20 protein-coding genes and 1 pseudogene are annotated in these 24,067 nt (G+C 74.2%); 9 read left to right on the top strand and 12 right to left on the bottom strand.

The window, feature by feature from the left end:
* Positions 1-204: 204 nt before the first annotated feature.
* Both AC0693_RS09785 and AC0693_RS09780 read right to left on the bottom strand, forming a co-directional pair.
* Positions 205-1,395 carry a thiolase family protein gene (locus AC0693_RS09785; protein WP_356414138.1) on the bottom strand — a complete coding sequence of 397 codons (1,191 nt, stop codon included), beginning with the start codon at positions 1,393-1,395 and terminating at the stop codon, positions 205-207.
* Positions 1,396-1,507: 112 nt separating this feature from the next.
* A complete protein-coding gene (locus tag AC0693_RS09780; RefSeq protein WP_478801412.1) occupies positions 1,508-2,575 on the bottom strand; it encodes a LacI family DNA-binding transcriptional regulator in 1,068 nt (355 codons plus the stop codon).
* A 171-nt stretch (positions 2,576-2,746) separates the two neighbouring features.
* Between AC0693_RS09780 and AC0693_RS09775 the strand changes: the two genes are divergently transcribed.
* A complete protein-coding gene (locus tag AC0693_RS09775) occupies positions 2,747-4,327 on the top strand; it encodes an amidase (protein ID WP_478801411.1) in 1,581 nt (526 codons plus the stop codon).
* An 82-nt stretch (positions 4,328-4,409) separates the two neighbouring features.
* A complete protein-coding gene (locus tag AC0693_RS09770) occupies positions 4,410-4,889 on the top strand; it encodes a type II toxin-antitoxin system PemK/MazF family toxin (RefSeq protein WP_478801410.1) in 480 nt (159 codons plus the stop codon).
* Positions 4,890-4,914: 25 nt separating this feature from the next.
* Here AC0693_RS09770 and AC0693_RS09765 read toward each other — a convergent pair whose 3' ends face one another.
* On the bottom strand, positions 4,915-5,727 hold the full coding sequence (locus AC0693_RS09765; protein WP_469315643.1) for a TIGR02452 family protein: 813 nt from the start codon (positions 5,725-5,727) through the stop codon (positions 4,915-4,917).
* A gap of 162 nt (positions 5,728-5,889) precedes the next feature.
* Here AC0693_RS09765 and egtA point away from each other — a divergent pair, with 162 nt between their 5' ends.
* The 4 genes from egtA to egtD are packed head-to-tail and all read left to right on the top strand — an operon-like array spanning position 5,890 to position 10,433.
* A complete protein-coding gene (egtA, locus tag AC0693_RS09760) occupies positions 5,890-7,281 on the top strand; it encodes an ergothioneine biosynthesis glutamate--cysteine ligase EgtA (protein WP_478801409.1) in 1,392 nt (463 codons plus the stop codon).
* On the top strand, positions 7,278-8,606 hold the full coding sequence (gene egtB, locus AC0693_RS09755; protein ID WP_478801408.1) for an ergothioneine biosynthesis protein EgtB: 1,329 nt from the start codon (positions 7,278-7,280) through the stop codon (positions 8,604-8,606). The genes egtA and egtB overlap by 4 nt, the downstream gene beginning before the upstream one ends.
* Positions 8,606-9,394 (top strand): ergothioneine biosynthesis protein EgtC, encoded by a 789-nt coding sequence (gene egtC, locus AC0693_RS09750; RefSeq protein ID WP_469315640.1) that lies wholly within the window; start codon positions 8,606-8,608, stop codon positions 9,392-9,394. The genes egtB and egtC overlap by 1 nt, the downstream gene beginning before the upstream one ends.
* The gene (gene egtD, locus AC0693_RS09745; protein WP_469336201.1) at positions 9,387-10,433 is read left to right on the top strand and encodes an L-histidine N(alpha)-methyltransferase; all 1,047 of its coding nucleotides are present in this window, start codon (positions 9,387-9,389) and stop codon (positions 10,431-10,433) included. Before egtC ends, egtD begins: the two co-directional genes overlap by 8 nt.
* Before the next feature lie 188 nt (positions 10,434-10,621).
* Here egtD and AC0693_RS09740 read toward each other — a convergent pair.
* The 3 genes and pseudogenes from AC0693_RS09740 to AC0693_RS09730 form a co-directional block, all read right to left on the bottom strand.
* Positions 10,622-11,200: pseudogene (locus AC0693_RS09740) on the bottom strand (lysophospholipid acyltransferase family protein); the annotation flags it as partial.
* A complete protein-coding gene (locus AC0693_RS09735) occupies positions 11,197-12,015 on the bottom strand; it encodes a GNAT family N-acetyltransferase (RefSeq protein ID WP_478801407.1) in 819 nt (272 codons plus the stop codon). The pseudogene AC0693_RS09740 and the gene AC0693_RS09735, both read right to left, overlap by 4 nt.
* A gap of 126 nt (positions 12,016-12,141) precedes the next feature.
* On the bottom strand, positions 12,142-13,404 hold the full coding sequence (locus tag AC0693_RS09730; RefSeq protein ID WP_478737789.1) for an extracellular solute-binding protein: 1,263 nt from the start codon (positions 13,402-13,404) through the stop codon (positions 12,142-12,144).
* 189 nt (positions 13,405-13,593) lie between these two features.
* On the opposite strand from AC0693_RS09730, the gene AC0693_RS09725 reads away from it, so the two are divergent.
* Positions 13,594-13,809, top strand: a complete 216-nt coding sequence (locus AC0693_RS09725; protein WP_356414166.1) for a dodecin — start codon at positions 13,594-13,596, stop codon at positions 13,807-13,809.
* A 13-nt stretch (positions 13,810-13,822) separates the two neighbouring features.
* Here the strand turns inward: AC0693_RS09725 and AC0693_RS09720 are convergent, their stop codons facing one another.
* Positions 13,823-14,320 (bottom strand): phosphatase domain-containing protein, encoded by a 498-nt coding sequence (locus AC0693_RS09720; protein WP_478801406.1) that lies wholly within the window; start codon positions 14,318-14,320, stop codon positions 13,823-13,825.
* 135 nt (positions 14,321-14,455) lie between these two features.
* On the opposite strand from AC0693_RS09720, the gene AC0693_RS09715 reads away from it, so the two are divergent.
* Positions 14,456-16,858, top strand: a complete 2,403-nt coding sequence (locus tag AC0693_RS09715; RefSeq protein ID WP_478801405.1) for an excinuclease ABC subunit UvrA — start codon at positions 14,456-14,458, stop codon at positions 16,856-16,858.
* Here AC0693_RS09715 and AC0693_RS09710 read toward each other — a convergent pair.
* The 5 genes from AC0693_RS09710 to AC0693_RS09690 form a co-directional block, all read right to left on the bottom strand.
* The gene (locus AC0693_RS09710) at positions 16,842-17,498 is read right to left on the bottom strand and encodes a hypothetical protein (RefSeq protein ID WP_469315634.1); all 657 of its coding nucleotides are present in this window, start codon (positions 17,496-17,498) and stop codon (positions 16,842-16,844) included. The two genes, AC0693_RS09715 and AC0693_RS09710, sit on opposite strands and share 17 nt — an antisense overlap.
* 63 nt (positions 17,499-17,561) lie before the next feature.
* A complete protein-coding gene (locus tag AC0693_RS09705) occupies positions 17,562-19,379 on the bottom strand; it encodes a stealth family protein (protein WP_478801404.1) in 1,818 nt (605 codons plus the stop codon).
* Between the two features lie 180 nt (positions 19,380-19,559).
* Entirely contained in the window at positions 19,560-20,306 is a 747-nt protein-coding gene (locus tag AC0693_RS09700; RefSeq protein WP_356414177.1) for a succinate dehydrogenase/fumarate reductase iron-sulfur subunit, read from the bottom strand.
* A complete protein-coding gene (locus AC0693_RS09695; protein WP_478801847.1) occupies positions 20,303-22,252 on the bottom strand; it encodes a fumarate reductase/succinate dehydrogenase flavoprotein subunit in 1,950 nt (649 codons plus the stop codon). Before AC0693_RS09695 ends, AC0693_RS09700 begins: the two co-directional genes overlap by 4 nt.
* A gap of 44 nt (positions 22,253-22,296) precedes the next feature.
* Positions 22,297-23,001 carry a succinate dehydrogenase cytochrome b subunit gene (locus tag AC0693_RS09690; protein ID WP_478801403.1) on the bottom strand — a complete coding sequence of 235 codons (705 nt, stop codon included), beginning with the start codon at positions 22,999-23,001 and terminating at the stop codon, positions 22,297-22,299.
* 95 nt (positions 23,002-23,096) lie between these two features.
* Between AC0693_RS09690 and AC0693_RS09685 the strand changes: the two genes are divergently transcribed.
* Positions 23,097-23,975 (top strand): LysR family transcriptional regulator, encoded by an 879-nt coding sequence (locus AC0693_RS09685; RefSeq protein WP_469315632.1) that lies wholly within the window; start codon positions 23,097-23,099, stop codon positions 23,973-23,975.
* Positions 23,976-24,067: the final 92 nt, after the last annotated feature.

Genomic DNA, 24,067 nt, shown 5'->3' with positions numbered 1-24,067 from the left:
GTGGGGACGGAACCGGCGCAGGACGGAGCCGGCCGGGGGTGGGGGGCGGCACGCGTCATCGTGCCAGAACGGAGTTCCCAATTCTGTTCAGTTATTGGGCAGTTGCCGGGCGCACATGTCCGGAATCGATCGGACCACCCGGCCCCCCTGGAGCCTGCCCCGCGTCCCCGCGCGCCCCGCCGGGCTCCCGCGTACCGTGCCCCGTCAGCGCTCCAGCACCAGGGCGATGCCCTGGCCCACCCCGATGCACAGCGCGGCCATCCCCGTCCCCGCACCGGCCGCCGCCAGCTGGTGGGCGACCGAACCGGCGAGCCGGGCACCGGACGCGCCGAGCGGGTGGCCGAGGGCGATGGCGCCGCCGCGTGGGTTGACCACCTTGCGGTCCAGCTCGGGCCAGGCCTCCAGGCAGCCCAACGCCTGCGCGGCGAACGCCTCGTTCAGCTCCAGGGTCGTCAGGTCGGCGAAGCCGCGGCCGGCCTTCTCCAGCGCCCGCCGGACCGCCTCGACCGGCCCCAGTCCGAAGAGCTGCGGCTCGATCCCGGTCACCGCGGAGGCCCGGATCCGGGCGAGCGGCTCGCGCCCGGTCTCCGCGAGTCCCGCCTCGTCGGTGAGCAGCAGGGCGGCGGCGCCGTCGTTGAGCGGAGAGGCGTTGCCCGCCGTGACCGTGCCGCGGCCGTCGGTGCGGAACGCGGGCTTCAGCCGGGCGAGGGCCTCCATGCTGGAGCCCTCCCGGACGCATTCGTCGCGCAGCAGCTCGACGCCGGGGTACGGGACCACCTCGGCGTCGTACTCCCCCGCCGCCCAGGCCGCCGCAGCCTTGCGGTGGCTCTCCAGCGCGAAGGCGTCCTGGGCCTCGCGCGTCAGCGCGTACTTGTCCGCGACCAGTTCCGCGCCCTCGCCCAGCGAGCCGGTCCATTCCCCGGGCATCCGCGGGTTGGTCATCCGCCAGCCGAGGGTGGTGGACCACAGCTGCTGGTGGGCCGCGGGGAACGCCCGCTCGGGCTTCTGCACCACCCAGGGCGCGCGGGTCATCGATTCGACGCCGCCCGCGATCGCCACGGAGGCGTCCCCGAGGGCGATGGCCCGCGCCGCCTGGATCACGGCCTCCAGGCCCGATCCGCACAGCCGGTTGACGGTGACGCCGGGGACCGTGACCGGGAGCCCCGCCAGCAGCACCGCCATGCGGGCCACGTCGCGGTTGTCCTCACCGGCGCCGTTGGCGTCGCCGAAGACGACGTCGTCGATCCGCGCGGGGTCGAGTCCGGGCGTACGGTCCACCAGGGCGCGGACCACGTGCGCGGCCAGGTCGTCCGGGCGGACCCCGGCGTAGGCACCGCCGAACTTGCCGATCGGGGTGCGGACGGCGTCGACGATGTAGACGTCGCGGATGCGCATGGGGGTCTCCTGGGCAGATCCGTGCGGGCGCGCCGGTGGGCGCGCCCGCAGTCTCCGTCCCCGGCTCGCGGCCTGTCAACGCCTCCCCGCTGCCGCAGGGGCAGGTCAGGGCTCACGCCGTGCGGGTGGACTCGCGCGGGACGGCCGTGGCCGACATCAGGTCGTGGCGGGCCGGGGGCTCGGAGGGCTCGCGGACCGCCCGGTCCACCAGGGCGGCCAGGTGATCGCCGGTGGGCATTTCGATCCGGACCGTGCTCAGGCGGGGCCGCAGCAGCCGCCCGATCAGCAGGTCGTCGGCGCCCATGACGGCCACGTCCTCGGGCACGCGCAGCCCCTCGTCCTGGAGGGCGCGCATCAGCAGCATCGCGTACTCGTCGTTGTAGGCGAAGACGGCGTCCGGGCCGTGCGTCCGCCAGCGGGCGGCGAGGGCCCGCGCGGACTCCTCGGTGTAGGCCATCGGCAGCGGCTCGATCACGGCCACGCCGTCGGCGGCGGTCCGGGCGCCCTCCAGGCGCGGGGCGGAGAACAGGTCCAGCCCCTCCTCCTCGGGGACGATCACGCCGATCCGGCGGTGACCGCGCTCGATGAGGTGGGCGGCGGCCCGCAGGCCGACCTCCGCCTGGTCCATGACGCAGGCGTGCGCTCCGGGGACGCCGACCGGCCCGAGCGTGATCACGGCGCGGGCGCCCGCCCGCTTGAGGGTCGCGACGTTCTGCGCGCTCAGGACGATCTCCCCGAGGGAGATCACCGCCACGGGCCGCAACTCGGCCCAGGCGCGCGCGGCCTGGTCACCGGTGAGGCCGAGGCTGCCGTACTGGACCACGGTGTAGTCGAGGCGGCGCAGCGCCCACTGCAACGCGTTCAGGAAGGAGCTGTACAGCGGTCCGGCCGGGACGTGCGAGGTGGGCAGCAGCACGATGCGGGTGTGTCCGGCGCGCAGGCTGCGGGCGGCGGCGTGCGGGACGTAACCGAGCTCCTCGGCCGCCTCGCGGACCTTGCGGCGGGTCGGTTCGCTGATGCGGACGGCCTCGGCGTTGTTCAGCACGTAGGAGACCGTGGCGCGCGAGACACCGGCGAGGCGCGCCACGTCGGCGCTGGTCGCCGCGGCGGGCAGTGGGGGATGCGGGGCCGCGGCGGGCGGGGCCGAGGGCGGCGGAGGCGACTTCGGTGACTGGGGCATGGCCCGGGAATCCTTCCAGACCGCTCGCGTCCGAGGGCCGGCGGATGGCTGGAATCATGCCGCGGGGACTTCGAGGGGTTCGTGAGCTCGCTTGAAGGAGGGATATAGCAAGCTTCAAGATCTCCCCGTTACCGTCTGTATACCGATGAGTAACGGGGAGGTCCGGTTTCGATGACCACAGTTCCTGGCACGGCTCCTGGCGCGACGACCGTCTTGACTCCGGGGACGACGGCCGTCGCGGCGCCCCGCCCCACGGCCGCCCCGGACCCCGGTTCGCCGCCGGGCTTACTCCCGCTTCCGGCCCCGTACGCGGTGCCCGGTCTGGTCGACATGGCCCGGGCACTCGCCGAGGGCAGCGTGTCCTCGCGCTGGCTGACCGAAGAGTGCCTGGAGCGGATCGAGGCCTCGCAGCCGGAGCTGAACGCCTTCCGGGTGGTGCACGCCGAGGCCGCCCTCGCGGAGGCCGACGCGGCCGACCGGCGGCTCGCCGCCGGTGAGCGGCTGCCGCTGCTGGGCGTACCGCTGGCGGTCAAGGACGACATGGACGTGGCCGGGCTGCCGACCGCCTTCGGCTGCGCCGGGGAGTTCCCGCCGAAGGCCGAGGACAGCGAGGCCGTACGCCGGCTGCGCGCCGCGGGGGCCGTCATCGTGGGCAAGACCCAGACCCCGGAGCTGGGCCAGTGGCCGCTCACCGAGGGGCCCGCATTCGGCGCGACCCGCAATCCCTGGAACCCGGCGTTCACTCCCGGCGGCTCCTCGGGCGGTTCCGCGGCCGCCGTGGCCGCCGGACTGGTCCCGGCGGCGCTGGGGTCGGACGGCGCCGGGTCCATCCGCATCCCCGCGGCCTGGACCCACCTGGTCGGCATCAAACCGCAGCGCGGCCGCATCTCCACCTGGCCCGAACCCGAGGCCTTCCGCGGGCTGACCGTCAACGGCGTCCTCGCCCGTACGGTCGCCGACGCGGCCCTCCTCCTGGACGCGGCCAGCGGCTCGCACCGGGGCGACCTGCACCGGCCCGCGCCGGTCTCCGCCGTCCGGGCGGCCCGTACCGCGCCGGGCCGGCTGCGGATCGCGCTCTCCTTCGGGATGCCGTTCACCGGCACCTCCAAGTCCCTCGACCCGTCCGTCCGCAACGCCGTGGAGCGGCTCGCGGGGCGGCTGGAGGCGCTCGGCCACGAGGTGGCCCTGGAGGACCCCCGGTACGGGAAGATCGGGCTGAGCTTCATACCCCGCGCGACCGGCGGCGTCCACGAGTGGGCGGCGCGGGTGCCGGACGCCTCGCTGCTGGACCCGCGGACGAGCGAGGCCACGCTCATGGGGCGCATCCTGAGCGGTCTGCCCCTGCGGGCGGCCCGCCGGGCGGAGGCCCTGCACCAGTACCGGATCGGGGAGATCTTCCAGCGCTACGACGTGGTCCTCACGCCCACGACGGCCACCGCGCCCCTGCGCGTCGGCGCCCTGACGGGCCGCGGCTCGCTGGAGACGGAACGGACGATCATCGCGGCCTGCCCGTACGCGTGGCCCTGGAACGTCCTCGGCTGGCCGGGCGTGAACGTCCCGGCGGGCTTCACGCCCCAGGGTCTCCCCGTCGGCGCCCAACTCCTGGGGCCGGAAGCCTCGGAGCCCCTCCTCATCTCCCTGGCAGCCCAGCTGGAGGCGGCGGAGAACTGGCAGTCCCACTGGCCGCACTGGTCCGCTCCCCTGCGCGCGGCGCCCCGGACCCCCCGCGCCCAGCCGGTGGGGGCGCGGTAGCGGCGGTCGCGCTCCCCCTGCCGTCGTAGCTGCGGCCCCGCGGCGGCGCGGCCACGGGCCCCTTCCCGCTAACCTCACCCGGATGACGGCACTTTCGCACCGCACCGGGCCCACCGACCCGCTCCCCCAGCCCCACCAGCCCGGCCGCGCCGGGGCCGGGGCGACCGCCGAGGTCGATCCGCACGCCATCGGGGCCGTGCGCACCTCCTACGCGCCCGATCACGACGGGGACCCCGATCCCGGCGAGATCGTGTGGACCTTCGTTCCGTACGAGGAGAACGACGGGCGCGGCAAGGACCGCCCCGTGCTGGTCGTCGCCCGCGAGAGCGGCAGCGGGGCCGTGCTCGCCGTACAGCTGTCCAGCAAGCGGCACGACCACGACCGGGAGTGGGTGCCGATCGGCACCGGTCCCTGGGACAACGCCGGACGGGAGTCCTGGGTGGCGGTTGACCGGGTGCTGCGCGTGCACGAGGACGGCATGCGGCGCGAGGCCTGCGCCCTGGACCGGGACCGGTTCGAGCTGGTCGTGGACCGGCTGCGCGCACGGTACGGCTGGACGTAGGGCGCCCCGGGTACGCACCCGGCCCTCAGCCCGCGAACGCCGCCTCGAAGGCGCGGCGCGGGCCCGGGGCCCGGTCCAGGATGCCGAAGACCACCCGGTCGAAGACCCCGGCGAAGCGGCCCGTCAGCGGGGCGCGGAACGCCTGCGCCACCTCGGCCGGGTCGTTCATGAACACCCCGCACCCCCACGCCCCCAGCACCAGGTTCGGGTAGCCGTGCAGCGCGGCCACCTCCAGGACCCGCTGTGCCCGCCGGGCCAGCGCCGCCGGGATCTCGTGCGCGCGGTCCGGTTCCTGACGGCGGATGGTGCCCGCGTTCGGCGCCGGCGAGGTCAGGAACCCGGCGCGGAAGGGCGCGTCCAGGAGTTCGCCCCGGTCGTCGCGGAAGACCGGGACCCCGGGCGAGTGAATCACCCGGTCGGTGTAGAAGGTGCTGGGCTCGGCGCGGTGGACCTCGTAGTACGCGCGCGCCTCCAGCAGGGTCTCGTAGAGGGCCGACGCACGGCACAGGGCTTCCTCCTGGGCCTTGGCCCCGCGGACGTAACCGCCCCCGGGATTACGGGCCGAGGCGAAGGTGAGCACCGCGACCGGGCCGTCCGCAGCGAGCCTGCGGGCGGCGACGGTGCTGCTCTCCCCGGTCACCTCGAAGGCGGTCGCGCGGCTTCCCGCCCCCGGCACTTCGTCTGGAATGACCGGATCCGGGCCATATATTCTGGTTCCTGCCTTGGCCTCCGCCACGGCGGCGGCGAGCGCAACCTGCCGTCCGGACCGCGTCCGGTACCCCCCGGCCGCCACGATCTGCGCGTTCTCCGTCGCGATGGCCCGCAATCTGCTGCTCATCTCCTGATCTTCGGGAAGGCGACCACCCGTGGCAACGCAATTTCTTGCGCGATCCGGCACTGATTTGCGCGATCTTGATGCGATCCGCACGATTCACGGCCCGACCACGACGGGTAGGCAACGGTGATGCCACGGCTCGCGCCAGGAGATGAGGAACCGTTCATGACCCAGGACTCCCCCGCCCCACCCGTCCGGGCGCACGCCCCCGGGCCGCCCCCCGGCCTCGCCGGTCCCGACCCGAGCCCGCTCACCGAGACCGCCGCCGAGGACCTCGTACGCGGGATATGTTTCAAGACGGGGCCGCCCCGTCTGATCGGTGCCGAGCTGGAATGGCTGCTGCTGGACGCGGAGGACCCCGCGCGTCCGCTGCCGCCCGCCCGCCTCACCGCCGCCCACGACACGGCGGCCGCCCTGCCCCTGCGCTCCCGGTTCACGGTCGAGCCCGGGGGCCAGCTCGAACTCAGTTCGCCGCCCGCCGCCTCCCTGATGGGGTGCGTCGGCGACCTCCAGGCCGATCTCACGGCGGTACGGGAGGCCCTGGGCTCCCAGGGCGTCGTCCTCGACGGCCTCGGCCACGATCTGCGCCGGCCGCTGCGGAGACTGCTGGACCACCCGCGCTACGCCGCGATGGAGACGTACTTCGACCGCACCGGCCCGGCCGGACGCGCCATGATGCGCGCCTCCGCCTCGGTCCAGGTCTGTGTCGACGCGGGCCACGAGGAACCCGGGCCGCTGGGGCACGGCAGGCGCTGGCGGTTCGCGCACCTGCTGGGCGCGGTGCTCGTCTCCGCCTTCGCGAACTCCCCCGCCGACAGCGGCCCGTACGCGGGGTGGCGGTGTTCGCGCCAGGGGGTCTGGAGCGACCTCGACACCGCGCGGGCGCTGGCTCCGCCGCTGGACGGCGACCCGCGCGAGGTGTGGACGCGGCACGCGCTCGACACGGCGGTGATGTGCGTACGGCCCGCGGAGGCGGACGGTCCGGACGCAGCGGGCGGTGCCTGGGAGGTGCCCCGGGGCCTGAGCTTCCGCGCATGGCTGCGCGGCGCCGGGCCCCGGCCCCCCACCGCCGCGGATCTCGACTACCACCTGACCACCCTGTTCCCCCCGGTGCGGCCGCGCGGGCACCTGGAGCTGCGGATGATCGACGCGCAGCCGGGCGAAGACGGCTGGCTGGTCCCCGTGGCCGTGGTGCACGCCCTGTTCGACGACCCGGAGGCCGCGGAGACGGCGTACCGCGTGGCGAAGGGACTGGCCGACACCCACGGCCCGCGGCCGGCGCCGCGCAATCCGCTCTGGCTCTCGGCGGCCCGCCACGGACCCCGGGACCCGGAGCTGCGCGCGGCCGCCCGCGCCTGCTTCCGGGCCGCCGCCGAGGCGCTGCCGCGGCTCGGCGCGGACACCCGGGTGCGGGACGCCGTCGGCGAGTTCACCGAGCGCTTCGTGCGGCGCGGCCGCTGTCCCGCCGACGAGGTCGACGACGCGCGGGCCCGTTCCACCGCCACGGCGCCACGGGGCGCCGCCTCCGCCACCGACCGGAAGGAGACGCGCCCGTGAGCACGGGAGCCGACCGGACCGCCCCCGCACCGCCCGGGGACCTGCGCGCGCGGGCGGCCGCCGCGCTGACCGCCGCCCGGGCCAGGACCGCGGCGCTGACCGACCCGGTGAGCGACGGGGACCTGGCCGCGCAGCACTCGCCGCTGATGTCCCCGCTCGTGTGGGACCTCGCGCACATCGGCAACCAGGAAGAACTGTGGCTGCTGCGGCGCGTCGCCGGGCGGGAGCCGATGCGTCCCGAGATCGACCCCTTGTACGACGCCTTCGCGCACCCCCGCGCGGAGCGGCCGGCGCTGCCGCTGCTGGGTCCCGCCGAGGCCCGCGGCTACAGCGCCGAGGTGCGGGGGCGGGTGTTCGACCTGCTGGAGCGGACGCCGTTCGAGGGTTCGGCGCTGCTCGACGACGGCTTCGCCTTCGGGATGATCGCGCAGCACGAGCAGCAGCACGACGAGACGATGCTGATCACCCATCAACTGCGGCTCGGCGGGCCCGTCCTGGCCGCTCCGGACCCCGGAGCGCCGACCGGCCTGCCCCCCTCGGCCGCCGAAGTCCTCGTCCCCGGCGGGCCGTTCACCATGGGGACCTCCACCGAGCCGTGGGCGCTGGACAACGAGCGCCCCGCGCACACCCGCGACACCGGCCCCTTCTGGATCGACACGGTCCCGGTCACCAACGCGCGGTACCTGGACTTCATCGCGGACGGCGGCTACGCCGAGCCCCGCTGGTGGGCGGCCGAGGGCTGGGAGCAGATCCGCCGCCACGGGATCGGCGCGCCGCTGTTCTGGCACCGGGAGGCCGGCCAGTGGCTGCGCCGCCGTTTCGGAGTGGTGGAGCCGGTGCCCGGGGACGAGCCGGTCCTGCACGTCAGCTGGTACGAGGCGGACGCCTACGCCCGCTGGGCCGGCCGGCGGCTGCCGACCGAGGCGGAGTGGGAGAAGGCAGCCCGGCACGACCCGGCGACCGGCCGCTCCACCCGGTACCCGTGGGGCGACGCCGACCCCGGGCCCGCCCACGCCAACCTCGGCCAGCGCCACCTGCGCCCCGCCCCCGCGGGCAGCTACCCGGCCGGGGCCTCCCCGCTCGGGGTGCGCCAGCTGATCGGCGACGTGTGGGAGTGGACGGCCAGTGACTTCCTCCCCTATCCGGGCTTTCGCGCCTTCCCCTACCGGGAGTACTCCGAGGTGTTCTTCGGGCCGGAGCACAAGGTGCTGCGGGGCGGTTCGTTCGCGGTGGACCCGGTGGCCTGCCGGGGCACCTTCCGCAACTGGGACCTGCCGGTGCGCCGCCAGATCTTCACCGGTTTCCGCACTGCGAGGGACGCCTGATGTGCCGTCACATAGCCTGGCTGGGACCGGCCGTGCCGCTGGGCAGGCTGCTCTCCGAGCCGGAGTACTCGCTGGTGCGTCAGGCGTGGGCGCCGCGCCGCCAGCGGTTCGGGACCGTCAACGCCGACGGGTTCGGCGTGGGGTGGTACGCGGAAGGGGACCCCGTGCCGGCCCGCTACCGCCGGGCGGGCCCCGTGTGGGGCGACGCCACCTTCAGCGACCTCGCGCGGGTCGTGCGCAGCGGATCCGCGCTGGCGGCCGTCCGCGACGCGACCCTGAGCAGCGCGGACGGCGAGGCGGCGGCCGCGCCCTTCGCGGCCGGGCCGTGGCTGTTCAGTCACAACGGGGCGGTGCGGGACTGGCCGGACGCGGCCGCGGCCGCCGCCGCCTCGCTGCCCGCCGTGGAACTGCTCCAGCTGGCCGCCCGCTCCGATTCGGCGCTGGTCTGGGCACTGGTCCTGCGCGCGCTGCGCGCGGGCGCGGCTCTCGGTGACGCGCTGAGCGCTCCCGTCCGCGAACTGGCGGCGGCGGCCCCCGGATCGCGGCTCAACCTGCTGCTCACCGACGGGCACGCGATCGCGGCGACGGCCTGGGGCGATTCGCTGTGGTACCTGGCGGACACCCGGACGGACCGCATGGTCGTCGCGTCCGAGCCCTACGACGACGATCCCCGCTGGACCGAGGTCGCCGACCGGACCCTGCTGACCGCTTCCCGGACGCACGTCGAGCTGACCCCGCTCAAGGAACTCCCCCCGCACGCGACCAAGGAGAACCAGGACAGTGAGTGAATTCCCCACGGGTGACTTCCGGTTGACCCGGACCCTGGACGAGAACGCGGCCGAGAAGGCGCTGCGCGCCGATGTGCGCGAGGGCTTGACCGGCTCTCCCAAGTCACTGCCGCCCAAGTGGTTCTACGACAGCCGGGGCAGCGAACTCTTCGAGGAGATCACCCGGTTGCCCGAGTACTACCCGACGCGCGCGGAGCGGGAGATCCTGCTGGAGCGCGCCGGCGAGATCGCGGCCGTCACCGGCGCCCGCACCCTGGTCGAGCTGGGCTCCGGGTCCTCGGAGAAGACCCGGCACCTGATCGAGGCACTGCCCGGGCTGGACACGTACGTCCCGGTGGACGTGAGCGAGAGCGCGCTGCGGGGAGCGGCCGGGGTGCTGCTCGCGGACCGTCCGCGGCTGCGGGTGCACGCGCTGGTGGCCGACTTCACCCGGCCGCTGGCGCTGCCGCCCTCGCCGGGGCCCCGGCTGGTGGTGTTCCTGGGCGGGACGATCGGAAACCTGCTGCCCGCCGAGCGGGCCGCCTTCCTGGCGTCCGTCCGGGCGATGCTCTCGCCCGGGGACGCGCTGCTGATGGGGACCGACCTGGTGAAGGACGAGGCGGTGCTGGTGGCGGCGTACGACGACGCGCAGGGGGTGACGGCGGAGTTCAACCGGAACGTCCTGGCCGTCATCGACCGCGAGCTGGGCGCGGACTTCCACACCGCCGACTTCGCGCACGTGGCGGTGTGGAACCGGGAGCACGAGTGGATGGAGATGCGGCTGCGGGCCCTGACGGACGCCCTGGTGAAGATCCGGGCCCTGGACCTGGTGGTGCCGTTCGCGGCGGGCGAGGAGATCCTGACCGAGGTCTCCGCGAAGTTCCGTCAGGAGGGCGTGCGCCGTGAGCTGGCGTCCGCCGGGCTGGAGCTGACCCAGTGGTGGACGGACCGGGAGGGCCGGTTCGCCCTGTCCCTGTCGGTCGCCGCGCCCGCGCCGCAGGACGGGCGCGGCGCCGGGACGCCGGGCAGCGGCACGGGGCCGGAGCCGACGGCCGCCTGAGCCGCCGCGGCGAGTTCCCGCCGGTCCGGGTGACGGCCCGGCGGGATCCGCGGCAGCAGCGTGATGTCGGCCCGCACCCCGCGGGCCCGGGCGATCCGCCACAGCGAGGCGGTCAGCGGGTCGTCGCCGACGAAGGCGGGCGCCCCCGCGAGCCGCCCGTCGGCCAGCCGGTAGTCGATGCGGACGGGCTGTACGGCGACCCGCGCGTCCAGCGCCGCCTGGAAGGCGGCCCGGCGGAAGAGCCCCCGGGTGCGCCCGCACCAGGTGCTGCCCTCGGGGAACACGGTCACCCGGTCCCCGGACCGCAGCGCGGCCGTGAGCGCCCCCACGGTGGCCGGCAGCGCCCTGATCCGCTCCCGCTCGATGAACAGGGTGCCCGCGCCGGTGGCGAGCCCTCCCAGCAGCGGCCAGTCCCGGATGTCGCTCTTGGCCAGCATCCGGGAGGGCAGCACCGCCGCGACGAGCGGGATGTCCAGCCAGGAGACGTGGTTCGCGACCACGAGCCGGCCCCCGTCCGCGCCGCGGCCGCCGTGGACGGTGATCCGGACCCCGAAGGACCGTACGAAGGCGCGCGCCCAGGCCCGTACCAGCGCGCCGCGGGCACGGGAAGGCAGCAGCCGCAGGGCGGGCGCCGCCAGGATCCCCAGCAGCAGCACCAGCGCCGCGGTCAGCAGGCGCACCGCGGCGTGCACTGCGCCCGCGGCCGGGCCGCGGTGGGCGGCGCAGTCCTCGGGGGTGCACGGCGCGGTGGGCAGCCAGGCGCTCATGCGGCGGGGGCCAGCGAGAGGAAGTGCCGGAGGTAGCGCGGGTGGGTGCGGCGAAGCGAGAGCAGCACGTACAGGTCGGCGACGCCGAAACCGGCGTCCAGCGCGGGCTCCCCGCACACCCAGGCACCCAGCCGCAGGTAGCCGCGCAGCAGCGGCGGCAGCTCGGCGCGGTCGGGGAAGGAGATGCCGTCGGGGCTCCACGGGCGGTGCGGGGTGACCCGGTACTCCTGGGGGGCGAGGTGGCGGGTGAGGACCCGCTCCCGGGTGGCGGCGGCCAGGATCCCTCCGTCGGCGAGCGGGACCGAGCAGCAGCCGGCCAGCCAGTTGTGCCCGCTGCGGTCCATGTAGCGGGCCAGCCCGGCCCAGATCAGGCCGATGACGGCGCCGTTCCGGTGGTCGGGGTGGACGCAGGAGCGGCCGACCTCGACCAGGTCGGAGCGGATCGGGGCGAGCGCCGAGAGGTCGAACTCGCCCTCGGAGTAAAGCCGTCCCGCGACCGCGGCGCGCTCCGGGGGCAGCAGCCGGTAGGTGCCGACGACCCGGGCGCTCTCCTCCTCGACGACGAGGAGGTGGTCGCAGTAGGCGTCGAAGGCGTCGGCGTCGAGGCCCGGTTCGGGGCCGTCGAGGCGGGCGCCGAGTTCGCCCGCGAAGACGTCGTGGCGCAACCGCTGGGCGGCGCGGACCTCGTCCTCGTCGCGGGCGAGGCGGACGGTGTAGCGGGCGGCGGGATGCGCGGCGGGGGCGGGGACCGCCCGCGGGGGCGCGGCGAGGGGGAGGGTGGCGACGTCGACGGGGGACAGGGGGGCGATGGTCATGACGGCTCCTGATCCGGGAAGCGGGAGCCGGGCCGGCGGCGTATCGGCCTGGCTCCTCTACTTCTTCCGTGACCGGCTGGATTCGACGTGACCGAGCGGCGGCAGCGGGATGTGCGGTCGCTGAACTCAGCGGTCGGAGCTGAGGACCTTGCTGATCGCCTCCGAGGCCGTCCTGGCGGCTTCCTTGGGGTCCTGTCCGGACAGGACGGCCGTCATGAAGGGTTTGATCGGGTTCTTCGCCTCCACCTCGGCCCAGCGCGCGGACTTGGGCGTGGCCCGGCCCTGGGCCGCTCCCGGGGCCATGGCGGTGGCGCCGTCGTTGCCCTCGACGACGTGCGCGAGCGTGGTCTTGTTGGGTACGTAGCTCATCTCCCGGGCCAGTTCGGTCTGCCACTTCTCGCTGACCAGGGCCGTGATCACGTCCACGGCGGCCTTCCGGTCGGCGGTGCGGTCCGGGATGATCAGGTCGGATCCGCCGGTGAAGACGGCGCCGGGCTTCTCGCCGGTCTTCCCGGGTATCGAGAAGAAGCCGAGCTTGCCCTTGAGGGCCGGGTTCAACTCCTCGATCTGCGCCGCCTGTCCGGGCGGGGCGATGATCTGGGCGATCTGGCCGCGCGCGAAGACCTCGGCCTGCGAGGGCGTTTCCTCGTCGGCGCTCTTGGGGCCGTCGCCGAGCGCCTGGAGCTGCTTGTAGAACTCCATGCCGTCCAGGGCCTCGCGGGTGTCGAGGGTGCCGATCCACTGGCCACCGGTTTCCATGGCCAGATCGCCGCCCTCGTCCCAGATGAATCCGGACAGCACGTACCAGTTCTGGCCGGGCAGGTAGATGCCCTGCTGGGCGCCCTTGTCGAGCTTCTGGGTGGTGGAGATCCACTCCGCGCGGTTCTTCGGCGGCGCCTTGATCCCGGCGCTCGTGAACATGTCCTTGTTGTAGATCACCACCCGGTTGGCCGCGTACCAGGGCACGCCGAACTGGGCGCCGTTGACGCTGCCGGGGTCGGCGAGGCCCTTGAGCCAGTCCTTGCTGCCCCAGTCGCGCAGGCCCTCCAGGGTGAGTTCGGACAGGCCGCCGGTCTCGATGTACTGCGCGACCTGGGTGTTGCCCACCTCGATGACGTCGGCCCTGTCCTTTCCGGTGCCCTTCAGGACGGCGTTGACCTTGTCGCCGATGCCGGTCCACTCCTGGATCCTGACGTCGAGGTCGACCCCCGGGTGGTCCTTCTCGTAGGCGTCGGTGAACTTCTTGATGAAGCCGTCCGACGCGCTGCCCTTCATGAGCCACAGCGTGACCTTGCGGGGCCCGCCGTCGGAGCCGCCCAGCACACTGCAGCCGGTCAGTGCGGTGGCTGCCACGAGGGCGGTGCATACAGCGAGGAAACGCTTCTTCACAAGGACACCTTCTGGGAGGTCGATCTCAGATGGCTTGAAATTGGCATGGACCAATGAGCGGGTCAAGGGCCCTGGGCGCCGGATTCTCCCGACAAAGCCGACGAACCGGTACGTCTCCTCCGCCTCGCGGACCGGGACGTCCTGGGGCACCGTGGAACGAGGCACCAGAACCCACCCTCGGGAGAGCCCATGTCCAACCACACCTACCGCGTGACCGAGATCGTCGGCACCTCCACCGAGAGCATCGACCAGGCCATCCGCAACGGCATCACCCGGGCGGGCCAGACCCTGCGGAACCTGGACTGGTTCGAGGTCTCCCAGGTGCGCGGGCACATCGAGAACGGCGAGGTCGCGCACTTCCAGGTGGGACTCAAGGTCGGCTTCCGCCTCGACGGCGAGGACTGACGCCGCGACGGGCTCAGGTGCGCCCCTCGCCCTCCTGGGCCTCCCGCAGCTCCGGCGCGTCCGGGGCCCAGTCCGCCCGCACCACGGGGAATCCCGCGGCGCGCGCCGCCTGGCAGACCAGCTCGTCGTCGTCCACGAGCATCCGCACCTCGCGGCCGCGGGCGATCCGGCGGAGCACCTCCAGCTTGGCCGTCCGGGCCGGGCGCCGGTCCTGGTTCCCGCGCATCCACACCCGCCCCCCGGGCAGCCCGTGCCGCGCCAGCCACTCCTCGGTGTCGGCGCGGCACCGCTCCGGGCGCCCCGTCAGGTAGACCACCTCGCAGTCCGCCGCGCTCTCGACGGCCATCGCCACGCCCTGCGCGAGCGGCCCGTCGGCCGGGGCCGCGCCGAAGAAGCCGTCCCAGTCGCGGGGCCGCCGCTCCAGGAAGTGCTGGCGGTGCGCGGTGTCGGAGAGGGTTCCGTCGATGTCGAAGACGGCCAGGGGGCGGCGGCCGGTCGTGTGATCGCTCATGCGGCCCAGCGTAGGCCGGGGCACCGACAGGGACCGGAAAGGCTTCGCTCGTGCGCATGCCCGGCCTCCCGTCCGGTCCGGCCGGGGTCGTTGCCGACGCGGAGGCGGGGGCCACGGACCCGTAAAATGTACGGAATGCGCCGACCGACCGATCCCCCCGCCCCCGATTCCTTCGTCCGCGTGCGGGGCGCCCGGGAGCACAACCTGCGCGGGGTCGATGTCGACGTTCCCCGGGACGCGCTGACCGTGTTCACCGGGGTGTCCGGCTCCGGAAAGAGTTCGCTCGCCTTCGGGACCCTGTACGCCGAGGCGCAGCGCCGCTACTTCGAATCGGTGGCCCCCTACGCCCGTCGGCTCATCCACCAGATCGGCGCCCCGAAGGTGGACTCGGTGACCGGGCTGCCCCCCGCCGTCTCCCTGGAGCAGCGCCGCTCCACGCCCGGTTCGCGCTCGTCCGTCGGGACGGTGACCCTGCTGTCGAACTCCCTGCGGATGCTCTTCTCCCGGGCCGGCACCTATCCGCCGGGGGCGCCCCGGCTCGACTCCGACGCCTTCTCCCCCAACACCGCCGCCGGGGCCTGCCCGTCCTGCCAGGGGCTGGGGCGTGTCCACCGCACCAGCGAGGAACTCCTGGTGCCGGAGCCCTCCCTGTCGATCCGTCAGGGGGCGATCGCGGCCTGGCCGGGCGCCTGGCAGGGCAAGAACCTGCGGGACGTCCTGGCCGCGCTGGGCCACGACGTGGACCGGCCCTGGCGGGAACTGCCCGCGAAGGACCGCGAGTGGATCCTGTTCACCGAGGAGCAGCCGGTCGTCACCGTGCACCCGGTGCGGGACGCGGACCGGATCCAACGCCCCTACCAAGGCACGTACATGAGCGCGCGGCGCTATGTGATGAAGACCTTCGGCACCACGAAGAGCGCCACCCTGCGGGCGCGGGCCGAGCGGTTCCTCGCCGATGCGCCGTGTCCCGTCTGCGCGGGCAGCAGGCTGCGTCCGGAGGCGCTGGCCGTGACCTTCGCGGGCCGCACGATCGCGGAGCTGGCGGCGCTGACGCTGACCGGGCTGGACGCCGTACTGGCCGCCGCTCCCCCGGCCGGCGAGGCGGCCCGGGTGCTGTCGGCGGACCTTCGGGCGCGGCTCGCCCCGGTCGTCGAACTCGGCCTGGGGTACCTGAGCCTGGACCGGACGGCGCCGACCCTGTCGGCGGGCGAGCTGCAGCGGCTGCGGCTGGCGACGCAGCTGCGCTCCGGACTGTTCGGGGTGGTGTACGTGCTGGACGAGCCGTCGGCGGGCCTGCATCCGGCCGACACCGAGGCGCTGCTCGGCGTCCTGGACCGGCTGAAGGAGGCGGGCAACACCGTCTTCGTCGTGGAGCACGACCTGGAGGTGGTGCGCCACGCGGACTGGCTGGTGGAGATCGGGCCGCTGGCCGGGGAACACGGGGGGCGGGTGCTGTACAGCGGGCCGCCGCAGGCGCTGGCCGGGGTACCGGATTCGGCGACGGCCCGGTTCCTGGCCGGGCCGCGGGGACCGTCGGGGCGTGCGGGCCGGGCGCCGCGTACGCCGACGGGTGAGGTGCGGTTGTCCGGGGTCACCCGGCACAACCTGCGGGAGGTGACGGCCGCCTTCCCGCTGGGCGTGTTCACCGCGGTCACCGGGGTGTCCGGCTCGGGCAAGTCCACGCTGGTGGGCCAGGTGCTGGCGGACACGGTGCGGGAGCGGATCGCGGCGCGGGACCCGGACTTGCCGGTGCGGCGACTGGTGGAGGTGGACCAGAATCCGATCGGGCGCACCCCGCGCTCCAACCTGGCGACGTACACGGGCCTGTTCGACGCGGTCCGCGCCCTGTTCACGGCTTCCCCGCAGGCCCGGGAGCGCGGCTGGAAGGCGGGCCGGTTCTCCTTCAACGTGGCGGGCGGGCGCTGCGAGACCTGCCAGGGCGAGGGCTTCGTCTCGGTGGAGCTGCTGTTCCTGCCCAGTACGTACGCCCCCTGCCCGCGGTGCGGGGGCGCCCGGTACAACGAGGAGACCCTCCAGGTCCGCCACGCGGGCCTGAACATCGCCGAGGTGCTGGGGCTGACCGTGGAGGCGGCGGCCGCGTTCTTCGCGGAGGTCCCGGCGGCGCACCGCGCCCTGCGCGCGCTGGACGACATCGGCCTGGGCTACCTGCGGCTGGGGCAGCCCGCGACGGAGCTCTCGGGCGGCGAGGCGCAGCGGATCAAGCTGGCGAACGAGCTCCAGCGGGTGCGCCGGGACCACACCCTGTACCTCCTCGACGAGCCGACGACCGGACTGCATCCGGCGGACGTGGAGGTGCTGGTGGACCGGCTGCACGGGCTGGTGGACGCCGGGCACTCGGTGGTGGTCGTGGAGCACGACATGGCGGTGGCTGCGGGCGCGGACTGGGTGATCGACCTGGGTCCGGGCGGCGGCGCGGACGGGGGCCGGGTGGTGGCGGCCGGTCCCCCGGACCTGGTGGTCCGGGCCGGCGAGGGGCGTACCGCGGGCTACCTGGCGCGGGCTACGCGTCTCCGGTGAGCAGGTGCTGCGGTAGTTCGCGGAAGCTCCACCGGCCCTGGCGGCGGGTGAGGAGCCAGACGAGGTCGTAGCGGTCGGGCCAGCCGGCGGGCATCCCGAGGACCTGGTCGGCGCCGAGGGCGCGGACCAGCCGGGGGATGCCGCTGTGCTCCCAGCAGATCAGGACGGGGGCCGGGGCGGCGAGCGCGGCGCGGGCGAGGTCCGCTTCGCGGCCCACCGCGAGGTCGGCCCGGACGGGGGTGCGCAGGAGGTCGGCCAGCGGGGCGACGGTCTGGCGGGAGCGGGCGGCTCCGGCCGCACCGCCCGCGAAGATCACCGCGGGCCGGGGCAGGACGGCGCCCGGGGTGGGCGGGAAGAGCTGGGGCAGTGCCTCGGCGCGGCGTCGGCCGCGGCCGGCGAGGGAGCCGGCGTCGTCGTTGCCCTCGTCGTCCTCGCCCGTGTCTCCGGCGTACGGCTTCTCGGCGTGCCGGATCACCATGATCAGGGCGTCCTTGGCGGCGGCCTGGGGGCCGGGTGCCGGGGCGGCCGGGTGTGCCTCGCCCGCGCAGCCGGCCAGGGCCAGGGGGGCGAGCGGGGTCAGTGCGGCGAGCACGGTCCGGCGCCGTGGTCCGATCCCGGCGGGTGCTGGTGCTTCTGCCATGCCGGACACTGTCACGCATGACCGCGCGCGCCGGGGGATCCGGCGCGGCGTACGCCCCCGCGGTCAGCCGATCGGCGCAGGCACGGGGGGCCGCTCCCCCGCTTCGGCGGGCACGTCGGCGGGCTTCTCGTACTGGGAGGCCACCGGGAAGTACGCCTCCAGGAACGCGGCGACCGCGCGGCGCTGCTCCTCGGGCGACAGCTCCGTACCGCCGTCGTCGGCGAGGCAGAAGGCGTCGGTGCGGCGGTCGTGGACCAGCTCCGGGAGCCGTTCGATCTCCTCGGCGCGGTCCGTCGCGACATAGGCGAGGGTCAGTTCCCCCTCGACGGCGCGGCCCTCGGCGAGCGCGAGGTGCGCGGCCAGGGTGATCGGGGCGAGGTCCGTCGCGCTGCGGAAGGCCGAGCGGCTGGTGGCAGCGAGGCGTCCGGGGAGCCGTTCCTCGGCCGCGGCGAAAACGGAGCGGGTCATCGGGTACGGCGCGTGGGCCAGGATCCGCGGGTAGGTGCGGTGGACGGCTTCCTCGACGGCGCGCCGGGTGGCCCGCTGGGAGGCGGTGAAGACGTCGTCGCGCACCTCCGGCGAGCTGGGCGGGACGGCCCGGGTGTCGTGGAAGACCTTCGGCAGGCCGGAGGGCAGGAAGTAGCTCTGCGGCCGCTGCGGGCGTCCGAGGAACATGTCGTCGTTGAAGTAGAGGTAGTGCTCGGCCAGCCCCGCTATCCGGTGCAGCTGCGTTTCGATGGCGTGCGAGTTGAAGACCGGCAGCGCGCCGGGGTCGGCGAAGAGTTCGCGGTGCGGGACCACGGTGATCCCCGGGTGGTCGGCGGCGAGCCAGCCGGGCACCTGGTCGTCGGTGACGAGGAAGATCCGCCGGACCCAGGGGGCGTGCGCGGCGATGGAGCGCAGGCAGTAGCGCAGCTCGCCGCGGTCGCGGTAGCGGTGGGCGGCGTCGTCGAAGGCGGGTTCGCCGTGCGCCCCGGCGCCGACTGTGTCCTGGGCGTACTCGGCCAGCGCCCGGTCCCGGCGGCGGCGCCAGGCGGGGTCGGCGGAGTCCACCCAGGTGATCACGGCGTCGATCGGGAAGTCGATGTCGTCGGGGAAGCACCGGGCGAGCGCGTCCACGACGGGGTACTCGCGGTCGCCGACGCGGCGCGTCCCGGTGGCCGCGAGGGAGGGCACCCACCAGCCGAACGGCGTGTCGCGCAGGGAGGCGACCCCGCCGGCGCCGGACTCCGGGGGGTCCCAGAACTCCAGGTCGCAGCCGTGGTCGGCGCCGAGGTAGAGGGTGCGCCCGGAGGTCACCACGGGCTGGTGCAGCCGGACCCCCTTGACCTTGTGGTGGGGGTCCTCCTCGTCGGGGGCCGCGTCGGGGCGGCGCTCGCCCTCCTTGGCGGCGACGGCCGCGGGCAGCGCCTCGGCCAGGGTGACGGCGAGGGTTCCGCCGTGTCCGAGCAGCTCGGCGTAGACCGGCCGGCCGGTGAAGGCCTCCGCGCAGGCGGCGAGGGCGTCCGCGCGGGTGCCGGGGGCGAGGGCGACGCGGTGGAGGAGGCCCCCGTCGGGGACCAGTCCGTAGTCGATCCCGGCGGCTTCCAGGGCTTCGGCGGCGGCCCGGAGGTTCGCGGCGCGCAGGTCGCCGGGCAGCAGGTCGTCCCGTACGAGGGCCAGCCGGCCCCGGTAGCGGACGACGCCCCCGCCCGGGGCGAGGTCCGCCAGCAGCTCCTCCTCGCGGTCGGGCGGGCGCGGCGCGGGCGCCTCCGCCGGCGCGGCGTCGAGCCGCTCGCGCTCCGTGCGCGCGGGCTGGCGCGGGACGCGGGCGGACGGTCGCAGGGCGCGGACGAGCCGGTGCAGGCCCGTACGGCGCAGGTGTCTGCGGAAGCCGCTCATGTCCACCTCGGGGTCGCGATGGTGTGTCCGTCGGCCGTGAACGGGGATTCCGCTCGGGCCGACATCACCCTAAGCCGAGATGGCTGAATCTTGAACCGGATGTGGAACCTTTGGCGGTCCGTACAAGTCACCGCAGGTCACAGCCATTGCACAGGTTTCCCTCGCCGTCGGGCCGGCGGCCTAGTGACCGCCCTTGCGCACCGCCCGGAGCCACTCCTTGTTCATCGCCGCGATGGAGGGGAGCGGGATGCCCTTGGGGCAGGCCGTGGCGCACTCGCCCGTCAGCGTGCAGCCGCCGAACCCCTCGCCGTCCATCCGGGCCACCATGTCCAGGACCCGGCTCTCGCGCTCCGGGGAACCCTGCGGGAGCACGTTGAGGTGGTTGACCTTGGCCGCGGTGAAGAGCATGGCCGAGCCGTTGGGGCAGGCCGCGACGCACGCCCCGCAGCCGATGCACTCGGCATTCTCGAAGGCGTGGTCGGCGACGGGCTTGGGCACGGCGGTGGCGTGCGCCTCGGGCGCCGCGCCGGTCGGCGCGGTGATGTAGCCGCCGGCCTGGATGATCCGGTCGAAGGCGCTCCGGTCCACCACCAGGTCGCGGACCACCGGGAAGGCGGCGGCCCGCCAGGGCTCGACGTCGATGGTGTCCCCGTCGGCGAAGGAGCGCATGTGGAGCTGGCAGGTGGTGGTGCGCTCGGGCCCGTGCGCCTCGCCGTTGATGACGAGGCTGCACGCGCCGCAGATGCCCTCGCGGCAGTCGTGGTCGAAGGCGACGGGGTCCTCGCCGCGCAGGATCAGGTCCTCATTGAGGGTGTCGAGCATCTCCAGGAAGGACATGTCCGCCGAGATGCCGTCGACCTCGTAGGCCGTCATGGCGCCGGGTGCCTCGGCGTGCGGCTGGCGCCAGACGCGCAGGGTGAGCTTCATGCGTAGCTCCGCTGGGTGGGGTGGACGTACTCGAAGACGAGGTCTTCCTTGTGCAGGACGGGGGCGGCGCCGGTCGCGGTGAACTGCCAGGCCGCGGCGTAGGAGAACTCCTCGTCGCGGCGCTCGGCCTCGCCGTCCGGCGTCTGGGACTCCTCGCGGAAGTGGCCGCCGCACGATTCGGCGCGGTGCAGGGCGTCGAGGCACATCAGGTCGGCCAGCTCCAGGTAGTCGACGACCCGGTTGGCCTTCTCCAGGGTCTGGTTGAACTGCTCGCCGCCACCGGGGACCTTGATCCGCCGCCAGAACTCCTCGCGGATCTCGGGGATGCGGGCCAGCGCCTTGCGCAGCCCCTCCTCGGTGCGGGCCATCCCGCAGTACTCCCACATCAGTTCGCCGATCTCCCGGTGGAAGAAGTCGGGGGTGCGGTCGCCGTCGACCGCGAGGAGCCGCTCGATGCGGTCCCGGGTCTCCCGGACCGCGGCCACGGCCTCGGGGTGGGTGTCGTCCACCGCGGTGGTGCGGGGGTGGCGGGCGAGGTAGTCGTTGATGGTGGACGGCAGGACGAAGTAGCCGTCGGCGAGGCCCTGCATCAGGGCGGAGGCCCCGAGCCGGTTGGCCCCGTGGTCGGAGAAGTTGGCCTCGCCGATCGCGAACAGGCCGGGGACCGTGGTCGACAGGTCGTAGTCCACCCAGAGACCGCCCATCGTGTAGTGCACGGCGGGGTAGATCCGCATGGGGACCTCGTACGGGTTCTCCGCGGTGATCCGCTCGTACATCTCGAAGAGGTTGCCGTACTTCTCGGCCACCTTCTCCCGGCCCATGCGGCGGATGGCGTCGGCGAAGTCCAGGTAGACGCCCTGGCCGCCGGGGCCCACGCCGCGGCCCTCGTCGCAGACGTTCTTGGCGGCGCGGGAGGCGATGTCGCGCGGGACGAGGTTGCCGAAGGACGGGTAGATCCGCTCCAGGTAGTAGTCGCGTTCCGCTTCGGGGATCCGGTCGGGGGGCCTTGTGTCGCCGTGGGCCTTGGGGACCCAGATCCGGCCGTCGTTGCGCAGCGACTCGCTCATCAGGGTCAGCTTGGACTGGTGCTCGCCGGTCCGCGGGATGCAGGTGGGGTGGATCTGGGTGAAGCAGGGGTTGGCGAAGTAGGCGCCGCGGCGGTGGGCCCGCCAGATCGCGGTCGCGTTGGAGTTCATGGCGTTGGTGGAGAGGTAGAAGACGTTGCCGTAGCCGCCGGTGGCGAGAACGACGGCATCGGCGAAGTGGGTCGAGATCCTGCCCGTAACCAGGTCGCGGGCGACGATGCCGCGGGCGGCGCCGTCCACCACGATGAGGTCGAGCATCTCGGTGCGCGCGTGCATCTCGACGTTCCCGGCGGCGATCTGCCGGGAGAGGGCCTGGTAGGCGCCGAGCAGCAGCTGCTGCCCGGTCTGGCCGCGGGCGTAGAAGGTCCGGGAGACCTGGACCCCGCCGAAGGAACGGGTGTCGAGCAGGCCGCCGTACTCGCGGGCGAAGGGGACGCCCTGGGCCACGCACTGGTCGATGATCTCCACCGAGATCTGGGCGAGGCGGTGCACGTTGGACTCGCGGGCGCGGAAGTCGCCGCCCTTGACGGTGTCGTAGAAGAGGCGGTGCACGGAGTCGCCGTCGTTGCGGTAGTTCTTCGCGGCGTTGATGCCGCCCTGCGCGGCGATGGAGTGCGCCCGGCGCGGGGAGTCCGAGAAGCAGAACTGGACGACGTGGTAGCCCTGTTCGGCGAGGGTGGCGCCGGCCGCGCCGCCCGCGAGGCCGGTACCGACGACGATGACGGTGTGCTTGCGGCGGTTGGCCGGGTTGACCAGCCCGGCCTCGAAGCGGCGGCGGTCCCAGCGGTCGGCGACCGGGCCCGCGGGGGCCTTCGCGTCGGCGATCGGGGAGCCGGTGGTGTAGTCGGCGTAGGCGCTCATGGGGATCGCGGTGTTCTCCGTCCGTGGTGTCGCGGTGCTCATGGTCAGCCCACCCATCCGGTCATGACGGCGACGGGGACGGACACGAATCCCGCGAAGAGGAGCAGGGCCAGCAGGTTGGCGAGGGCCTTCAGCGTCCTGTCCCGGCGGGCGTTGCCCGCGCCGAGGGTCTGGGCGGCGCTCCAGAAGCCGTGCCGGACGTGGAAGGCGAGGGCGGTCATCGCGGTGAGGTAGATGGCGTTGCCGTACCAGGTGGAGAAGGTCGCGACGACGTTCTCGTACGGATGCCCCTCCAGGGCCCGCTCGTTGACCGTGAGCGTGGTCAGGTCGAGGATGTGCCAGACGATGAACAGGCCGAGGATCACCCCGCCCCAGCGCATGGTGCGGGTGGCGTAGCCGGCGCGCCGGCGCTTGTGGGCGTACCGCACGGGACGCGCCTTGATGTCGCGGCGACTCAGCTGGTACGCGGAGACGGCGTGCGCGACGACGGCGGCGACCAGGGCGATCCGGGCGATCCACAGGCCCCAGTGGCTGTGCAGGACGGGCGCGCCCATGTGGCGCAGCCAGGCCGCGTAGCCGTTGAACTCCCCGGGCCCGAAGAAGATCTTCAGGTTGCCGAACATGTGGACCACGAGGTAGCCGAGCATGATCAACCCGGACACCGCCATGACGGTCTTCTTGCCGACGGTGGAGTCCCAGAGCGTGTGCGTGGTGGACGGCCGTCGGCCCGTCCGCGTTGCCAGAGCCATGTCTCAGACGGTAGGGACCGAAGCCCTCAAAGGTCCAAGACATGATGGGGCTCATCTTGATAGGTCAGGGCTATGAGCTGGTCTACGCTGGGAGGATGCAATTCCAGCAGCTCGTGTACTTCGTGGCCGTGGCCGAGACCCGTCACTTCACGCGCGCGGCGGAGCGGGTGCACGTCGCCCAGCCGTCGCTGTCCCAGCAGATCAGGGCGCTGGAGCGGGAGCTGGGGGCGGAGCTGTTCAGCCGGGCGCGGGGCAACATCGCGCTGACCGAGGCGGGCGAGACCCTGCTGCCCCTCGCGCGGCGGATCCTGGCGGACGCGGACACGGCGCGGCTGGAGGTGCAGGAACTGGCGCAGCTGCGGCGCGGGCGGGTCCGCCTGGGCGCGACGCCGAGCGTGTGCACGGGCCTGCTGCCGGACGTCCTGCGCGCTTTCCACACCGCGCACCCGGGGATCGAGCTGCTGATCGAGGAGAGCGGATCGCTGGACCTCGTGCGCGAACTGGCGCGCGGGGCCCTGGACCTGGCCCTCGTCACCCTTCCGCTGCCGCCGTCGGCGCCCGCGCTGACGACCGTGGAGCTGCTGACGGAGGACCTGGTGGTGATCTCCTCCGCAGAGCTGCCGCCGCCGGGCGACGGCGGACCGCTGCGGATCAGCGACCTGCGCGAGGAACCGATGGTCATGTTCCGGCACGGCTACGACCTGCGGGAACTGACGGTGACGGCCTGCCGCGCCGAGGGCTTCGAGCCGGTGTTCACGGTGGAGGGCGGGGAGATGGACGCGGTCCTCGGATTCGTCCGGGCCGGGCTGGGGCTCGCGGTGGTCCCGGCGATGGTGGTCGACCACGCGGGACAGGGACTGCGGACCACCGCCCTGGCGGGCTCCCCCCTGCGCCGCACGATCGCCCTGGCCCACCGCACGGACGTGGCCCCGCCCCGCGCGGCCCGGGAGCTGAAGCGGATGCTGGTGGGGTGAGGGCGGGGGGTACGTTCGGGGTGAGGGCGGGGGCGTCGAGCAGTGGGGGCGGAGACCGTCGTCCGGTGGAAATCAGGCTGGCTTGCGGTCGT

Source organism: Streptomyces sp. NPDC043876 (assembly GCF_056435825.1).
The sequence above is the reverse complement of the archived record's forward strand: the minus strand, read 5'-3'. Positions and strand labels throughout refer to the sequence as shown.

What these genes read in the sequence shown, in the direction of transcription:
- AC0693_RS09785 (WP_356414138.1), bottom strand. Translation starts at nt 1,395, where the DNA reads ATGCGCATCCGCGACGTCTACATCGTCGACGCCGTCCGCACCCCGATC.
- AC0693_RS09780 (WP_478801412.1), bottom strand. Translation starts at nt 2,575, where the DNA reads ATGCCCCAGTCACCGAAGTCGCCTCCGCCGCCCTCGGCCCCGCCCGCC.
- AC0693_RS09775 (WP_478801411.1), top strand. Translation starts at nt 2,747, where the DNA reads ATGACCACAGTTCCTGGCACGGCTCCTGGCGCGACGACCGTCTTGACT.
- AC0693_RS09770 (WP_478801410.1), top strand. Translation starts at nt 4,410, where the DNA reads ATGACGGCACTTTCGCACCGCACCGGGCCCACCGACCCGCTCCCCCAG.
- AC0693_RS09765 (WP_469315643.1), bottom strand. Translation starts at nt 5,727, where the DNA reads ATGAGCAGCAGATTGCGGGCCATCGCGACGGAGAACGCGCAGATCGTG.
- egtA (WP_478801409.1), top strand. Translation starts at nt 5,890, where the DNA reads ATGACCCAGGACTCCCCCGCCCCACCCGTCCGGGCGCACGCCCCCGGG.
- egtC (WP_469315640.1), top strand. Translation starts at nt 8,606, where the DNA reads ATGTGCCGTCACATAGCCTGGCTGGGACCGGCCGTGCCGCTGGGCAGG.
- AC0693_RS09735 (WP_478801407.1), bottom strand. Translation starts at nt 12,015, where the DNA reads ATGACCATCGCCCCCCTGTCCCCCGTCGACGTCGCCACCCTCCCCCTC.
- AC0693_RS09725 (WP_356414166.1), top strand. Translation starts at nt 13,594, where the DNA reads ATGTCCAACCACACCTACCGCGTGACCGAGATCGTCGGCACCTCCACC.
- AC0693_RS09720 (WP_478801406.1), bottom strand. Translation starts at nt 14,320, where the DNA reads ATGAGCGATCACACGACCGGCCGCCGCCCCCTGGCCGTCTTCGACATC.
- AC0693_RS09715 (WP_478801405.1), top strand. Translation starts at nt 14,456, where the DNA reads ATGCGCCGACCGACCGATCCCCCCGCCCCCGATTCCTTCGTCCGCGTG.
- AC0693_RS09710 (WP_469315634.1), bottom strand. Translation starts at nt 17,498, where the DNA reads ATGGCAGAAGCACCAGCACCCGCCGGGATCGGACCACGGCGCCGGACC.
- AC0693_RS09705 (WP_478801404.1), bottom strand. Translation starts at nt 19,379, where the DNA reads ATGAGCGGCTTCCGCAGACACCTGCGCCGTACGGGCCTGCACCGGCTC.
- AC0693_RS09700 (WP_356414177.1), bottom strand. Translation starts at nt 20,306, where the DNA reads ATGAAGCTCACCCTGCGCGTCTGGCGCCAGCCGCACGCCGAGGCACCC.
- AC0693_RS09695 (WP_478801847.1), bottom strand. Translation starts at nt 22,252, where the DNA reads ATGAGCGCCTACGCCGACTACACCACCGGCTCCCCGATCGCCGACGCG.
- AC0693_RS09690 (WP_478801403.1), bottom strand. Translation starts at nt 23,001, where the DNA reads ATGGCTCTGGCAACGCGGACGGGCCGACGGCCGTCCACCACGCACACG.
- AC0693_RS09685 (WP_469315632.1), top strand. Translation starts at nt 23,097, where the DNA reads ATGCAATTCCAGCAGCTCGTGTACTTCGTGGCCGTGGCCGAGACCCGT.